The organism is Enterococcus sp. DIV0170, assembly GCF_051710765.1.
Classification (GTDB): domain Bacteria; phylum Bacillota; class Bacilli; order Lactobacillales; family Enterococcaceae; genus Enterococcus_A; species Enterococcus_A raffinosus.
The window spans coordinates 149,342-165,095 of sequence record NZ_JBIOLG010000001.1 but is presented as its reverse complement, the minus strand read 5'-3'; the positions used below and the strand labels follow the sequence as shown (position 1 = coordinate 165,095).

Below are 15,754 nucleotides of genomic sequence, written 5' to 3'. Positions count from 1 at the left end.
TTTAGTATAATCATTTTTACTTGGAAAAATAATTTTGATTCTCAACGCGGATTTTTGCACCGTTTCTTTAAAAGAAGCGCGCATGACCCCGATTCTGATTTATCGTTTCCCATTATAAGGGTTTAGCCAATAAAATTCGAGCATTTTCTCGTTTTAAAGTCGAAAAGTTCGGAATTTATTAATTATTACACAAAAAAAGAGGAAAAGCTTTCGCTTTCCTCTATTTTTGAACTTGTTTTCGTTGAATCAGGATTCGTAATTGACGAATCCCATTAAGAATCAGAAACAATAAAATGAAGCCAAGCGTAATCGTCGCTCCTGGCGGCGTATCTAAATAATACGAACCCGTCAGTCCGCCGATCATGCCAACAAAACCAACCAGCACACTAACGAAGATGACAATATTGAAGCTTTTGCCAACGCGCATTCCGATCGCCGCAGGCAATACCATAATCGCTGAGATCAGCAGAGCTCCTGCGATAGGAATCATAATAGCGATCGCCACACCAGTGACAACATTAAAAATCATCGACATCATGCGAACGGGCAACCCATCAACGGCGGCAATATCTTCATCAAAGGTCAAAACATACATTGGTCGTTTGAATAGCAAGAACAAAATACCTACCAGAACAAACAAGATGCCTAAAAATACTACCTGCTGCCAAGTGATCGTCACGATCGAACCAAACAGATAAGACTGAATGCTGACCGCCGAACTGCCAGGCGCTAAACTCATCAGTACTAGTGCAACTGCTAAACCCGCCGCCATCAAAATGGCGATGGATATTTCCGAATAGGAACTGTACATATTCTGCAGGTATTCCATGATAATCGCAGCAATCACAACGACTAATAGTGTTGTACCTGTTGGGTTCAAGTTTAAGAAGAAGCCCAGCGCGACTCCCGCCAATGAAACGTGGGATAGCGTATCAGCCATCAAAGATTGACGACGAATGACAAGAAAGACACCTAGCATAGGCGCGATTCCTGCTATAAAGATTGCAGCTAGAAAGGCACGTCTCATGAACTCATATGAAAGCAACGCCATTTAGAATTCTCCTTTCGTACCAATCGAATATGCCGATCAATATATTTTTTCGTATCCTCATGGTCATGAGTGATCATTAAAATGCTCTTTCCATGGGCATGAGCGCTGTGTCGCAACAATTCATAAAAATCGTTCCGAGATTTTTCATCCATCCCTGTTGTCGGCTCATCCAAAATCAACAGATCAGGATCTTTCGCAAATAAACGCGCCAAGCTGATCCGTTGTTTTTGACCCCCGGATAGCTCGCCGACCTTTTTATGGCGCATGTTCCACATATCTACTGACTCTAATGCCTTTTGTACATGCTCATGATCTCGGGGGGATAATTTTTTGAACCATTTCCCTTGTGGGTAGCGTCCGGAAGATACTAGCTCCAGCACTGTGCTGGGAAATCCGGCATTGAAGGATGCTACCTGCTGAGGAATATAGCCGATACTCAATTTTGTTCCTTGGGCATTTTTTTTCGCAATCGTCACTTTTCCACTGCTAGGCTTTAATAAGCCTAATGTCGCTTTGATCAATGTCGATTTTGCGGCACCATTTTCTCCAGTCAAAATGACGAACTCCCCCGGATCCACATGGTAGGAAACATTTTCCAAAACCGGTTCGTTATCATAATAGAATGAAAGGTCTTCCACCTCGATATACGACATGTTCGTCTCTCCTTTAATCATTGTTTTGCTGTTATTGGATACTTTCTTTCAAGGCGTTCAAATTCTCCCGCATAACAGAAACGTAATCTTCACCGTCTTTGATTTGTTTGTTCGTTAAGCTTTCCAACGGATTCAACACTTCTAATTTCACACCAGTCTCTTTCGATAATGTCTCGGCAACTTTTGAAGAAGCATTTTCCTCAAAATAGATTACTTTCACTTGATGATCGTCCACATAATGCTTCAACTCGCTTAAGCGACTTGGAGACGGCTCCTGATCTGGGGAAATACCAGCAATTGCTTCTTGCGTTAACCCGTATTGCTTCGCTAAATACCCGAAGGCCGCATGCTGTGTCACAAATGTTTTGTTCTTCGCATCTTTAAACGCCACTTGATATTCTTTGTCCAACGTTTTTAGTTCTTCGATATAGTTCGCAGCATTTTTTTCAAAATCCGCTTTGTCATCTGGATATTTTTTGCTTAATTGGTCCTGAATCGTTTCAACTTCTTTGATCGCTAGAACAGGATCCAGCCAAACATGGGGATCTAACTCATGGTCGTGTCCGTGTTCTTCATGTTCCTCTGCATCATGATCCTCATGGGCTTCTTCGTGATCGTGCTCGGCACCATCCATTAAAGTAATCTCTTTAGAGGCTTGGATAATCGCTGTCTTCTTCGTATCAATCGTGTCCGTCAGGTTGTCTGTCCATGTTTCCAACTCTGGACTATTATAAACAAACACATCTGAATCAGAAATTTTTGCTAAGTCTTTAGCAGAAGGTTCGAAATCGTGAGGCTCTGTTCCAGCGGGAATCAACAATTCCACGTCCCCCTTATTTCCTACTACCTGCTTAGTGAATTCATACATTGGGTAAAATGTTGTCATCACTTGGATTTTATCATTAGATGAGACTTCTTTCTTCTCTTGACCGCCGCAAGCAGTCAGCAAAACTGATAGTAACACAGTTCCGATTAAAAGCAGTCCTTTTTGCATCTTCATTTATATACGCACCTTCTCTTCTCTTTTTAAAGACAAGAATTAATTTAACAAATGTTTTTCTATCCGTCAACTTAAAACGTAAAAATTACGATTTAACTCAAAATAATGCTGTTAAATCGTAATATAGATGACATACCATTCATATGAAGAGCAAAACCTGTATCCGGTTCATTTTTATTACATTGTTATTTTATAAGGAGCTTCAATTCCTTTTCATTCCACAAAAAATAGACCCCGCGGGATCTATTTTAACGTGCGAACAAGATAGACTTCCTCACAAAAGCCCTTCAATGCATTAAATACATGCTTCGCTCGTGAGTATTTGTGGCACAAGGCATAAACGGTCGGACCACTGCCGCTCATCATTGCAGCATCAGCACCATATTTCAGCATCCGATCCTTCAGTTGCTGAATAACTGGATGCTTTCTGATCGTTACGACCTCCATAGAATTGCCTAAGTTTTCCGTCATTTTCTGATAATCATTTGCTTCAATCGCAGATACAAGCGCCGCAATATCCGGATGATACAAATCTTCCATGACGATTTGCGCAAAGATCGTTCGTGTTGAAACACTCATTCGTGGTTTCACTACTACAACCCAGCATTGGGGCATCGGTGCAATCGGCGTGACCTTCTCTCCGAAGCCTTCAACCAAGGATGTTTGCCCGTAGACACAATAAGGAACATCCGAACCGACTTCGGCACCTAAGCTAGCTATTTCTTCAATGGACAACCCCAAGTCCCACAGACGATTCACTGCACGCAAAGCCGCAGCCGAATCCGTTGAGCCGCCGCCTAATCCAGCTGCCACCGGAATTTCTTTGTGGATTTTGACCCGCAGGCCTTTTTTTATCTCAAAGCGTTCCTTAACCAGTTCCAACGCTTCATAAACATGATTCTTTTTATCCGTGGGTAAAAAAGCCTTGTTGGTCTCAATAATGATTTTATCTTCAGGAATTTCTTCCAAATATAAACGATCCGCTAGGTCGATGCTCGCCATGACCATCGCCAGCTCATGCAACCCATCCGGTCGTTTGCCTAAAATGTCGAGGCCCAAATTGATTTTCGCAGGGGCTTTCTCCATAATTTCCATTTTCTCACCCGTTCAAATTTTTCACTAGACGATTCTATCATAGCCTATCCTAAATGTATAGATAATTCATTCTAGCATAGCCACCCTAAATTAGTTGAATAATTCCTCCTAAGGCTTTACCATGAAGTTAGAAGAATCGGTCTGTAATGTATTTATGTGTTGTCAGAAGGTTATTCATTACGAATTAGGAGGAAGCTGTATGAATCTACTACCGAAAAATGATTGGTTAGATGGAGAAGATTTGGTTGGAAAGCTGATGAATACGTTTTGGGATGATCGAAAAATGAGCGTAGATATCCGCGATTTAGATGATCATTACGAAGTCAAAGCGGATCTGCCAGGCTTTGATAAATCAGAAATTTCCGTTCATTACAACAACGATATCCTTTCAATTGATGCAGAACACACGGCTGAAAACGAAGTTAAAGACGATGGTCGATTCGTTCGCAGAGAGCGATCCAGTAGTGCCTACCATCGTCAATTTGCTGTAAAAGATATTATTGAAGAAAAAATCAATGCGAAATTCGAAAATGGGGTTCTTACCTTAATACTGCCAAAAGCAGAATACGAAGAACGAAAAGGCAAAGCGATTACGATTGATTGATTAAAAAAAAACGGCTCTATAATTTCTAGGACTGATAGAAAATCATTCTATCGGTCCTTTTTGAGCATGAAAAAACAAAACATACAGAAGCTCCGTTAGAATTGAATCACCACAACACAATCAAAGGAGCGTTCTGTATGCCTGATCTTCATCATATCAAACTACTACTTGGAATCAAAGATAAAAACATTCTCATCACAAATGTAGAATCGAAGAGGATTAAAAAGATTAAGAGTCTTGTTGTTTCTGCGACATTGAGTAAAGAAATTTACCGCTGTCCTTTGTGTAAACAGATGAATCATGAAGGCATGATCGTCAAGAACGGAAAGAAAAAATCGCTCATTCAACTTAATAAATGTGCGAACCAACTGACTTATCTTGCTTTAGCGAAACAACGCTACCACTGTCGTGGCTGCCACACCTATTTTACGGCGAATACCTACATTGTCGATAGAAACTGCTTTATCGCTAAACAAGTGCGCTATAAAATTTTAGAAGAGCTAACGGAAAAACAAGCAATGACGACAATCGCTAAGCATTGCGGCGTTTCTTGGTCGACCGTTTCTTGGTCGACCGTTTCTCGGACACTCGCTTCTCTGATCCCCATGACAAAAGTAAAAAGAAATTGGTTACCGCGTTGTTTATTAATGGATGAATTTCGTTCACTGAAAAATCAAGTCGGTCCCTATTCCTTTTCTTGTATGGATGGCGATACTGGAAAATTACTGGATATTCTTCCTTCACGGAAGAAAAAAGCCCTCGTTTCTTATTTTATGCAATTTGAACGACGCGCACGATTGAAGGTAAAGGTCATCGTGACGGACATGAATGCTTCTTATGCCTCTCTGATAAAGGAATGTTTTCCAAAGGCAAAACTCGTTGTGGATCGTTTTCACATTGTCAAACATCTCATTCGCAAATTTGAGGATATACGCGTACGAATCATGAAAAGCTTGGATCGAAACGATCCAACACAAGCCAAACATTATCGACAATTAAAGGCGTTGTCTCGACTTCTGATCAAACGACAGGACAAGCTTGTTTATGACAAATGGACCAAATGGCGCAATTTTGGTTGGGCGTATCTCACCGAAAGTGAAGTGGTGGATCGTCTGCTTTCGATCTCTGACGAATTACGAATCGCCTATTTTTACTATCAAGAAATTCTTCAAGCGTTTCACGACAAAGAGGCGGACACTTTCTTTAAACTTGTAAGAACGATGCCCAATTCCGTTCCAAAAGAACTGCATTCTATAAAAAAAGCTTTTATAAACTATGAATCCGGCATTCGTTTAGCCCTCGAATTGCCTTATTCAAATGCCAAAATAGAAAATCTGCATACCCACATCAAAGCATTGAAACGAGTCGCTTATGGCTTTCGAAGCTTTCGGAAAATGAAGACCAGAATTTTCTTACTAAATAATCTGATTACCTATGAATCAAAAAACATCTAAAGTAGAAAAGGAATTCTACCTTAGATGTTCTTATCTCACTCTATCAGTCCTATTTGACAAAGAGCCAAAAAAACGAGCTAGCTGAAGCTGTCATGCAAAAGTGTTCACTTCTGCATGGACTTCAGACTTGGCTCGTCTTTTTACAGCTCGATCATTTCCTCTGAAATGGTTACACCTTTGTTTTTTCCGCGACCGATCAGCAACAATAATTGCAGTGCAGAAAACAGGAAGCTGCTGTCTCTCCTATAAGCAAAATATCTCGGCCGCCACTGATCGACATAAATGGTTTTTTCTTCCGCCACTTGTTGAAAGGCATAGATGGAATGACCATATTTATAGATCAGGTTCATGATTCGTTCGCCTAAGAAGGCAAAAGAGGTCTCTCCAACCTTGGCTAGCGGTGCCATCCCCTGATAAACTTCCCCATAGCCTTGCTTTTTCAGCTCATCCATTAAATGAAGCTTTAAAAACGTCGGTAATTCATTGGGAACATCGTTTCGAAAACGCAGGAGATCAAAGGAGGCTTTTTCCTGGTTGATGGGCTGCTCCGTGATAAAACCGACAATTTGATTTTGCGGATCTCGAGCAATCCCGACATTGCTGGTCTCAATATAAGAACGGTCAAAACGTCCAACAGAGAAACATTTTTCCTTTTCTCCATTCAACCATTCATCCGATATCTCCTCCAACTCATCAAATACCTCTTCAGGAAGCCTTTCAAAATAGATGAATTGATAGCCTTCATTCGTTAATCGCTTAAATTCAAAGCGATCTGAGAAAACATCCAGCTTATGTTCCGTGAAATCTGTCACCCCAGTTTCTCCAATCTTATCAAAATGGAAACCAAGATCATGTAACAGCAGCACATAGTCTTCAGAGATTTTATAAAAGGCTAACTGATAGCCCAAGCGATCGGCATGCTCCATAAACGCAAACGTAGCCGCCTGCCATTTCTTCGGATTTCCTACGGGGTCTCCTAAAACAAAACACTTATTGGCCCGCGTTTGAAAGCCAAAAAGAATTTGATCATTGCCGTTTTCTTGATAATAGAAATACTGATACCCGGACACCCGCAGATAATGACTAGCTGGTGTTCCGCCATAGCGACTAATCAAATAATTGAACCGTTTTTCATCCCAAGGCGCTCCAAGCTTCGTTTCGCTTTGCGTCAAATACTGATAAAGAATCGATAAACACAGAATAGATAAAATCAAGCCAATCAGCCCAGAGAACCAAATCTCTTCTGATGGAAAGGCGAAATATTTCATCGACAAGCGTTCTGTGCTCCAAATTTGTCCACTGTGATAGCCTGCCACTGCATAAAATATAAAGAGCAAGCCGAACAGAATTCCGTCGAAAGCCAACGCTCCCCAAGAATAAACAAAACGTTCCCGATAAAATTCCTTCCGAGACATCCAAACAATCAGCAGGATCACTAGATAAACCACGATTAAGCGAACCGATGCTGTTCGCGCCACGGTATTGACGATCCCAAAAATCAGTAGCAGAATCGTCGGCCAGAATGCCCGCTTCACCTTTTGCGAAATGCCTCGAGCAAACCCCAGCAGCAAGAAGCCGATCAAGAGATTTAGTGTCTGATCCAAGAAATCAAACGAAAAGGGCAATAAAACTTGAAATAGCCGGCTAATGTTCGATAAATTGGTCAACGTTGACAACAAAATCATCATGATACCCGCAAAATAAACGGCACTTACCATAAAGACATGCGCCACTTTTTGTGATAACAGCCGCGGCAAATTATCAAAGTAACGATTCATTTTGACACTTGTGTTGGTCAAGAAAATGACGATCCCCGTTATAAAGGGCAGCAAATAATAAAAGATTCGATAAAATAAGATCCAAACAACTGCGGTACTTTGATTCAATCCGAGATGCCCTAATCCTAAAATCATCATGACATCAAAGGTTCCTGCACCTCCGGGAACCATTGTCAGCATTCCCAAGCCTGTAGCAATTACGAACATCGGATAAACTTCTCCAATGTTTAACTTCACGCCCATGAGATACCCTACAATTAAAAAGACAGCTAAAGCACCTAGCCATTGACCTAAAGATGCTAAGTACAACTCAAGGATTTGCTTTAAGCGAAACTCTTTAAAAATCGTGCGGCGGCGTCCGTAAACAAAAACAAATAAAATCGGCGCAAAGAATCCGCCAGCTAATAACCAAAACCGGTAACGAACAAAGGGATTTTGCGTTCGAAAGAAGATCAAATCTAAAGACGTGATGAAGGCCATAATCGAAAGACCCGCCAACATGAAAATAGCGATCTTCGAAATCACAGCTAATACCTTCTTCTTCTCCATTCCTTTCCCGTAAAAGCTTGATCGCAGACTTACCCCAACGACTCCGCCAAAACCGGCCAGATTATTAATGGTATTTGTGGTCCAGGCTGAAACTAGCCATTCTCTTCGATTCATATGCGGCCTGCCCGCTGCTTCCAGCGTCGTGATAGCCACATGATCATATAAAAGCATGGGGAGAACGCCGCAAAGGCCGATCCCAAACATACTTAATAATGTCCTTTGATCCTGTTGTTTGATCGTTTGCCAAACGGTTTGCCAGCTCATGCCGTGGGCGATATTTTTCACCTGATTTGCGACGAAAAACAAAACAATCCCGAAGAAAATGATCTTCAGCAAGGTGGCATAGCGTTTGAACCAGCGACTGATAGTCGTCATCCTTCTACTCCCATTCTTTCTTTTCTTGTATTCTATTTTAAATGAATTCTTACTTTGAAGCTATCCTTTTAAATTTAGGATTCCCTTAAAAATTAATTCGTTATTTTTTATAGATTGCATCTGGCAAAAAGAAAAAGCCTCAATAGGAGGCTTTTTACTATTTTGCATAATCGGTTGCTCGTGTTTCTCGAATAACCACTACTTTTATGTGCCCTGGATAATCCAGTTCATCTTCGATTCTGCGACGAATATCGCGAACCAAACGAGTTGCATCTAAATCAGAGATTTCCTCTGGTTTAACCATTACACGAACTTCACGTCCTGCTTGAACAGCGAAGCTTGAGTCTACTCCGTCAAAACTATTCGAAATATTTTCTAAGTTTTCTAAACGACGGATATAGTTTTCTAATGATTCACTACGAGCGCCTGGTCTAGCAGCGGAAACTGCATCGGCAGCAGCTACTAAAACAGAGATGACTGATGTTGCTTCAGTATCCCCGTGGTGAGAGGCAATCGCATTAATCACAACAGGATTTTCACGATATTTGGCAGCAAGTTCTGCACCGATCTCAACGTGAGATCCTTCGATCTCATGATCCAGCGCCTTACCGATATCATGCAGCAAGCCTGCCCGTTGCGCTAACTGAACGTTTTCACCTAACTCTGCAGCTAAAACGCCGGTCAACTTGGCAACTTCGATCGAGTGATTCAACACATTTTGACCATAGCTGGTCCGGAAATGCAAACGACCTAAAATCTTGATTAAATCTGGATGCAAGGTATGAGCGCCTACTTCAAAGGCTGCCTGTTCCCCATATTCACGAATACGTTCATCCATTTCCTTGCGAGATTTTTCAACCATTTCTTCGATCCGTGCCGGATGAATCCGACCGTCTTGAATCAATTTTTCCAACGTCATACGGGCAATTTCCCGTCTGATTGGATCAAATCCGGATAGAACGACTGCTTCTGGCGTATCATCGATGATTAAATCAATGCCCGTCAATGTTTCCAATGTGCGAATATTCCGACCTTCACGTCCAATGATGCGACCTTTCATCTCATCGTTTGGCAGTGTAACAACCGAAACAGTCGTTTCAGAGACAGCATCAGCGCCGCAACGTTGGATAGCCATTGCCAAAAGATTTTTGGCTTTGCGATCGGCTTCTTCCTTCGCACGTTGCTCAGATTCCTTGACCATTACTGTTAACTCATGGTTCAATTCCTCTTCCGTCTTCTTCATAATTACTTCTTTTGCTTCATCTTTCGTTAAAGAAGCAACTTGTTCCAATTTTGTTTGTTGTTCTTCAATCAGTTGTTCTACATCTTTTTCTCGCTCGTCAATTAATTGCTGTCTAGCACTGATTTTTGTTTCTTTTTCTTCCAGTGAGTGCTCACGCTTCTCGAGAGAGTCGTCTTTACGATCTAAAGTCTGTTCTCTTTGAAGCAAGCGATTTTCTTGCGATTTTAATTCTTGTCTGCTTTCTTTCAACTCACTTTCAACTTGTGCGCGATACTGCTGGTTTTCTTCCTTGGCTTCCAACAAAGCTTCTTTCTTCAAGGTTTCCGCTTCTTTATTTGCATGCGTGATGATCCCTCTAGCTGTGTTTTGTGCCCCATCAATTTCTTTTTCATGACGTGATTTTGCTACCATGAAACCCAAACCAAGACCGACAATTAAACCGATGATAGCGAGGAGAATAGGAACTAACATTAAATCCACCTCCGTACTATCTTATTTACCTATCTGTAGTTTTTTGATAAACGAATGTCAAATTATCAATATGCCTACTTGCATATGTGTGAGAGTCACACAACTTTATTCTAATGTTTGTCTGATAGCGTGTCAACTTTATTTCTCTTTTGCTAAATCCACAAATAAAGCGCTTTGATTTATTTCAAAATACTGCGCAAAAAAACACTAATGACTCATTTTGTCATTAGCGTTTTTCGTTTTTTATTCATCTAAAGGCAATTCTTCTTGTCCTGCTTCTTCAGCATCTGCTGCTGCCGTATCGTCGCCAATACCGTACGCAGCTCTGACACGAGTAGCAACTTCGGCCATCATTTCTGGATGATCAGCCAAATATTTCTTCGCGTTCTCACGCCCTTGACCAATACGATCTTCTTTATAGCCATACCAAGCACCACTCTTATCAATGATGTCTTGTTCAACAGCCATATCCAGCAATTCGCCCTCTTGTGAAATCCCAAGTCCGTACATAATGTCGACTTCGGCTACCTTGAATGGCGGCGCTACCTTGTTCTTAACAACTTTGATCTTCGTGCGGTTACCGACAATGTCAGTCCCGTTCTTCAATTGCTCTGCACGACGTACTTCTAAACGAACTGTTGCGTAGAATTTCAACGCACGTCCACCAGGAGTTGTTTCTGGGTTCCCAAACATTACGCCGACTTTTTCACGAATTTGGTTGATGAAGACCGCGATTGTTTTGGTTTTGTTAATAGAACCAGACAACTTACGTAACGCTTGAGACATCAAACGTGCTTGCAAACCAACGTGAGCGTCTCCCATCTCTCCATCGATCTCGGCACGCGGTACTAAAGCCGCCACTGAGTCGATAACGATGATATCAACAGCGCCACTGGAAACTAACGCATCAGCGATCTCTAGACCCTGTTCCCCAGTATCTGGCTGTGAAAGCAGCAGCTCATCGATATTTACACCTAAACGCTGTGCGTATTGAGGATCCAACGCATGTTCAGCATCGATAAAGGCTGCGGTACCACCATGCTTTTGGACTTCCGCGATGGCATGTAATGCCACCGTTGTTTTACCAGAACTTTCTGGTCCGTATACTTCAATGATTCGTCCGCGAGGGTACCCGCCAACACCTAACGCAACGTCCAATGCCAAAGAGCCACTCGGAATCGTTGAAATTTGTTGATCGACCTTCTCACCTAACTTCATGATCGAACCTTTACCATAATTCTTTTCAATCTTCTTCATTGCAGCATCTAAGGCTGCCTTGCGATCATTTGCCAATAGCTGATCCTCCTATTTCCTATAATAAATATGCTTTCCACACCATTATTGCTTTTTCAATATCCCTAGTTTATCGGTTTGAAATCAAAAAAGCAAGCAAAAAACGAACAAACATTCGCATTTTTAATTTTTGTTTAGAATTGCTCTTCGCAGCATATCTAAGCCCTTCATGACTGAACTATGGCGAACATACGAACGGTCACGGGTAAAATGATTTTCTGTAATCAGGGTCTCACCCTCTTTTTGTGCCAATCCGATATAGACTGTTCCCTTCGGCTTTCCTTCTAACTCATCAGGACCAGCCACACCTGTAAAGGACAATGCATAATCGGTTCCAGCAAGACGCAGCGCGGCTTCTGCCATCTCTTTTGCACATTCTTCACTAACTACACCAACACGGTCTAGCAGCGTAGAATCGAGCCCTAAGAAGCTTACTTTTGTTTCCTTGGAATAGGTGACAAAGCCTCCAGGAAAGACTTCAGAAACACCTGGAATTGTCCCCAGCGTTGCTTGGAACTCCCCAGCAGTTAAACTTTCTGCCGCCGTGATACTTAAATTGTTTTCCTTTAGTAGATCAACGACGACTTCAACTAAGCTATTTTCTTCTCCATAGCCGTAAAAGAATTCGCCGACTTTAGCCATGATTTCAGCCTCTGTCTGATCCAATAGAGCATTGGCTGACAGCTCATCCTCTGTCTTCGCAGTGATCCGCAACGTGACTTCGTTCGGCTTCGCATAAGGTGCAATCGTTGGATTTGATTGCTGTTCGATCATTTCTGCCAAATCTGTCACTAGTTTTGATTCTCCGATTCCGAAGAAACGTAACACACGTGAAGTTAATTTTTCCGTTGTTGGAAATTCTTTTTCTAGTAATGGACGTGCTTGCTCCAAAAACATCGGCTTCAATTCACTAGGTGGCCCTGGTAGTAGAATGTAATTGTTTTTCTCCCCTTTATATAAGCAGCCGATTGCTAATCCTGTCCGATTCGGTAAAGGAATACCATCTTGGAGAGTTTCGATTTGCCTTAAGTTATTCGGCGTCATAGTGCTTTGACGTTGCGCAAAGAACGCATTTAATGCTTCTAGCCCTTCTGTATTTTGAACCAGTGGTACCCCTACATGATCCGCCAATACATTTTTGGTTAAATCATCATCTGTCGGTCCCAAACCACCACATAAAATGATCAATTCACTGCGAGTATCTGCTAATTGAAGCAACTCCTCCAATCGTTGAGGGTTATCCCCTACGACTGTGTGGAAATAAACCTCGATCCCCCTATCCGCTAATTTCTCTGATAAGAATGTCGCATTCGTATTTACGACCTGTCCTAATAAAAGTTCCGTGCCCACGGCAATAATTTCTGCTCTCATTTTCTCTCTTCTTTCTTAACATACGCCATTTTTCCTCAACTATAACAGAAAACGCTAAATTTAAGGAGTGATTGGCAAATTTATTTACTGTTACACCCGACAAAGGCGCTTTTATCTCGATGTTTTCTTCAAACATACGCAAAAAAAAGAACGACACCGAAAGCATCGTTCCATTTCTTATTACATCGAACCTTTGAAGATCGATGTGTTTTTAGCAAAGTAATCGTAACCTGAATAGATTGTAAAGAATAGGCAGATATACAACATAATCTGATCCATTGGAATACCAATAAAATTGAAGGGAACATTATTTAGATAAAGCAATACGATCCCTACCATTTGTGTCGCTGTCTTAATTTTTCCAGGCATGGCTGCAGCCATAACACCACCGCCCTGCTCTACGATCAATAAACGCAGACCTGTTACCGCTAATTCACGACAAACGATGATAGCAATCACCCATGAAGGGGCTTTGCCTTGCTCTACTAAAATAATGAAGGCTGTCATCACGAGCATTTTATCCGCTAACGGATCCGCGAACTTTCCAAAGTTCGTGACTAAGCCGCGTGCTCTGGCAATTTTACCATCTAGATGATCCGTGTAGCTAGCTACCGCGAAAATTATCGCTCCGACTAACTGGGTCACCGCTAAACTCGTATTTCCGATTTGTAATGTTCCCCAGTCCCATGGGGCTAGAACAACGATCATGAACACTGGAATCATAAAGATTCGAATGACAGTCAATTTATTGGGTAAATTCATTGTTGTTTCCTCCTAATTCTATTTACGCATCCCTTTAAGATGCGTAGGCTATATTCAGAGTTACGTTCTTTTGCTGTAACGAATCTCCTGGTTGAAAATCAAGGCTTTGATCATTCACTTTGATTTCAGCATATTTCGCCATACCGACCGTAATGACTGCTTGAGCAGCATCGGCGGGTAATTCGGTGGTTTGTGATTCTCCTGGTTGTAACGTATATTGATACGTCAAAGCGCCGTTGATCTGCACACCAACCCAGACACGTTCCTTTCCGGTAAAAGTGAGTTTTAAAGGTTTTTCCGCATTGTCCACCTTCATCGTTGCCGCATTCGTTGCATTGTTCTCCATTGCAAATGCCATCTTAGGCTTCTCCGGTTTTTTTGACGATTCCGTCGTTGGTTCCGGTTTTGATGACGAAACCTTTTCTGCCGAAGAGGATGAAACATCCGAACGTTCAACTTGTACAGAACTGTTTTCTGGAATAATTGCGGTTTCTTGATGGTCCAACCAAGTTATGTAGCCTACCACAGCAATAATCGCTAACGCCACAAGTCCTAAAACGACCATCGGCATTGTTGCTCTAAATCGAGCGCGGGTAGGATTTTCAGCGTGCTTATTTTTTCTAAGCTCATCCACGGTTTCCAATTCCGGATAGCTGGGCAACGGTCGATCTTTGCCATCCAGAACATCGATCAAATGATTGCCGTCAAGCTTTACCTCGTCAGCATATTGTCGAATAAACGTCCGCAAATAATAATCGCTTGGCAGTTCTTGAAAGTCATTTTCTTCAATTGCCAGCAAATAACGTTTTTGGATTTTCGTGCGCTGTTGCAGTTCATCTAAACTGATTTTTTTATCGATACGGGCTTTGCGTAGCGTTTCTCCAATATTAATACTAGCCACTTGATTCTCTACTCCTAATTCATAGTAAGGTATTCATTTTTTTACAAAAAATGAGTTTGTTTTTCATCACGTATATCAGCCAACTAAACTGTTCTGACTTTATTTTGAGTTCACACATAATTTTCTTCTGCTTTTTGTTGACTGGCAAAAGTTGGACTGACATCCTAATTCATAGTAAGGTATTCATTTTTTTACAAAAAATGAGTTTGTTTTTCATCACGTATGTCATCCAACTAAACTGTTCTGACTTTATTTTGAGTTTACACATGATTTTCTTCTGCTTTTTGTTGACTGGCAAAAGTTGGACTGACATCCTAATTCATAGTAAGGTATTCATTTTTTTACAAAAAATGAGTTTGTTTTTCATCACGTATATCAGCCAGCTAAACATTTTGGGGGTTAACTTCTGATAAACTGATTTCTTGCTGCTATTCCATCCAGCCGCCGGCGACAGGTAAAATGATTCCTGTTGTATAGCTGGCTTCTTTGGAAAAGAGATAATTACAGGCCGCTGCTATTTCTTCAGGATCGGCTAAACGACCTAAAGGAATTTCTGCTTTCAACTCAGACAGCTCTTGTGGATCCCAATGATCGTTCATTTTCGTTTGCACAGCTCCCGGTGCCACCACGTTTACAGTAATGCCTAATGTTGCCACTTCCTTGGCGTAAGCCTTCGCAAAGGCTTCTTGTGCACCTTTAACAGCACTATAGACAGTCTCCATGCTGCTGCCGCGGTGTCCATATACGGAGCCGATGAAGACGACTCGACCATTTTTATTAGCCGCAAGCTTACTCTGCAAGCTCTGCAGCAAAAGCAGAGGGGTTTTTAAATGAACCTGCCACAAAGCCTCCATTTGGTCTGCTTTGGTTTCAGGCAGCAATTCATAAAAGGTAAAGCCCGAAGCAAAAACAATCCCATCCACTTGAAATAATTGCTGTAAAAAATTGGGGATTTCCGCTTCCCTCAACATGTCTAAGGATACCATAAAAAAATCTTGCTGAGGATAACGTTTCTGTAAGTCTGAAACGAAATTTAAAACTTTTTCTTTTTGCTGATTGTAGTGGCAGTAGAGGGACCAGCCTTGCCCCGCCAGTTTTTCGCAAACGGCTTGCCCGATATCGCCGCTTGCGCCCATCACTAATGCATAAGGCAT

General features: G+C 41.7%; 13 protein-coding genes. 2 read left to right on the top strand and 11 right to left on the bottom strand.

Annotation, left to right across the window (positions count from 1 at the left end; genetic code table 11):
- Positions 1-220 precede the first annotated feature (220 nt).
- The 4 genes from IGI50_RS00810 to ispE form a co-directional block, all read right to left on the bottom strand.
- Complete coding sequence (locus IGI50_RS00810; protein ID WP_222226248.1) at positions 221-1,051, bottom strand: metal ABC transporter permease; 831 nt, start codon at positions 1,049-1,051, stop codon at positions 221-223.
- On the bottom strand, positions 1,024-1,704 hold the full coding sequence (locus IGI50_RS00805) for a metal ABC transporter ATP-binding protein (protein WP_010747254.1): 681 nt from the start codon (positions 1,702-1,704) through the stop codon (positions 1,024-1,026). Before IGI50_RS00805 ends, IGI50_RS00810 begins: the two co-directional genes overlap by 28 nt.
- Positions 1,705-1,735: 31 nt before the next feature.
- The gene (locus IGI50_RS00800) at positions 1,736-2,704 is read right to left on the bottom strand and encodes a metal ABC transporter substrate-binding protein (protein ID WP_438775767.1); all 969 of its coding nucleotides are present in this window, start codon (positions 2,702-2,704) and stop codon (positions 1,736-1,738) included.
- Positions 2,705-2,947: 243 nt separating this feature from the next.
- Positions 2,948-3,799, bottom strand: coding sequence for a 4-(cytidine 5'-diphospho)-2-C-methyl-D-erythritol kinase (gene ispE, locus IGI50_RS00795; RefSeq protein WP_438775766.1), 852 nt, complete (start codon positions 3,797-3,799; stop codon positions 2,948-2,950).
- Positions 3,800-3,998: 199 nt separating this feature from the next.
- Here ispE and IGI50_RS00790 point away from each other — a divergent pair, with 199 nt between their 5' ends.
- The gene (locus tag IGI50_RS00790) at positions 3,999-4,403 is read left to right on the top strand and encodes an Hsp20/alpha crystallin family protein (RefSeq protein ID WP_010747257.1); all 405 of its coding nucleotides are present in this window, start codon (positions 3,999-4,001) and stop codon (positions 4,401-4,403) included.
- A 137-nt stretch (positions 4,404-4,540) separates the two neighbouring features.
- The gene (locus IGI50_RS00785) at positions 4,541-5,857 is read left to right on the top strand and encodes an ISL3 family transposase (protein WP_438775764.1); all 1,317 of its coding nucleotides are present in this window, start codon (positions 4,541-4,543) and stop codon (positions 5,855-5,857) included.
- A 140-nt stretch (positions 5,858-5,997) separates the two neighbouring features.
- Here IGI50_RS00785 and mprF read toward each other — a convergent pair whose 3' ends face one another.
- From mprF to ymfI, 7 genes are all read right to left on the bottom strand, one after another.
- Entirely contained in the window at positions 5,998-8,559 is a 2,562-nt protein-coding gene (gene mprF / locus IGI50_RS00780) for a bifunctional lysylphosphatidylglycerol flippase/synthetase MprF (RefSeq protein ID WP_010747258.1), read from the bottom strand.
- A gap of 157 nt (positions 8,560-8,716) precedes the next feature.
- Positions 8,717-10,273: a ribonuclease Y gene (rny, locus tag IGI50_RS00775; RefSeq protein WP_010747259.1), complete on the bottom strand. Its 1,557-nt coding sequence runs from the start codon at positions 10,271-10,273 to the stop codon at positions 8,717-8,719.
- Between the two features lie 243 nt (positions 10,274-10,516).
- Positions 10,517-11,566, bottom strand: coding sequence for a recombinase RecA (recA, locus tag IGI50_RS00770; protein ID WP_218256362.1), 1,050 nt, complete (start codon positions 11,564-11,566; stop codon positions 10,517-10,519).
- Between the two features lie 123 nt (positions 11,567-11,689).
- Positions 11,690-12,937 carry a competence/damage-inducible protein A gene (locus IGI50_RS00765; protein WP_438775762.1) on the bottom strand — a complete coding sequence of 416 codons (1,248 nt, stop codon included), beginning with the start codon at positions 12,935-12,937 and terminating at the stop codon, positions 11,690-11,692.
- A 180-nt stretch (positions 12,938-13,117) separates the two neighbouring features.
- Positions 13,118-13,699, bottom strand: coding sequence for a CDP-diacylglycerol--glycerol-3-phosphate 3-phosphatidyltransferase (pgsA, locus tag IGI50_RS00760; RefSeq protein WP_010747262.1), 582 nt, complete (start codon positions 13,697-13,699; stop codon positions 13,118-13,120).
- Between the two features lie 34 nt (positions 13,700-13,733).
- A complete protein-coding gene (locus tag IGI50_RS00755) occupies positions 13,734-14,600 on the bottom strand; it encodes a RodZ domain-containing protein (protein ID WP_218256360.1) in 867 nt (288 codons plus the stop codon).
- 428 nt (positions 14,601-15,028) lie between these two features.
- Entirely contained in the window at positions 15,029-15,754 is a 726-nt protein-coding gene (ymfI, locus tag IGI50_RS00750; protein WP_010747264.1) for an elongation factor P 5-aminopentanone reductase, read from the bottom strand.

What these genes read in the sequence shown, in the direction of transcription:
- IGI50_RS00810 (WP_222226248.1), bottom strand. Translation starts at nt 1,051, where the DNA reads ATGGCGTTGCTTTCATATGAGTTCATGAGACGTGCCTTTCTAGCTGCA.
- IGI50_RS00805 (WP_010747254.1), bottom strand. Translation starts at nt 1,704, where the DNA reads ATGTCGTATATCGAGGTGGAAGACCTTTCATTCTATTATGATAACGAA.
- IGI50_RS00800 (WP_438775767.1), bottom strand. Translation starts at nt 2,704, where the DNA reads ATGAAGATGCAAAAAGGACTGCTTTTAATCGGAACTGTGTTACTATCA.
- ispE (WP_438775766.1), bottom strand. Translation starts at nt 3,799, where the DNA reads ATGGAAATTATGGAGAAAGCCCCTGCGAAAATCAATTTGGGCCTCGAC.
- IGI50_RS00790 (WP_010747257.1), top strand. Translation starts at nt 3,999, where the DNA reads ATGAATCTACTACCGAAAAATGATTGGTTAGATGGAGAAGATTTGGTT.
- IGI50_RS00785 (WP_438775764.1), top strand. Translation starts at nt 4,541, where the DNA reads ATGCCTGATCTTCATCATATCAAACTACTACTTGGAATCAAAGATAAA.
- mprF (WP_010747258.1), bottom strand. Translation starts at nt 8,559, where the DNA reads ATGACGACTATCAGTCGCTGGTTCAAACGCTATGCCACCTTGCTGAAG.
- rny (WP_010747259.1), bottom strand. Translation starts at nt 10,273, where the DNA reads ATGTTAGTTCCTATTCTCCTCGCTATCATCGGTTTAATTGTCGGTCTT.
- IGI50_RS00765 (WP_438775762.1), bottom strand. Translation starts at nt 12,937, where the DNA reads ATGAGAGCAGAAATTATTGCCGTGGGCACGGAACTTTTATTAGGACAG.
- pgsA (WP_010747262.1), bottom strand. Translation starts at nt 13,699, where the DNA reads ATGAATTTACCCAATAAATTGACTGTCATTCGAATCTTTATGATTCCA.
- ymfI (WP_010747264.1), bottom strand. Translation starts at nt 15,754, where the DNA reads ATGCCTTATGCATTAGTGATGGGCGCAAGCGGCGATATCGGGCAAGCC.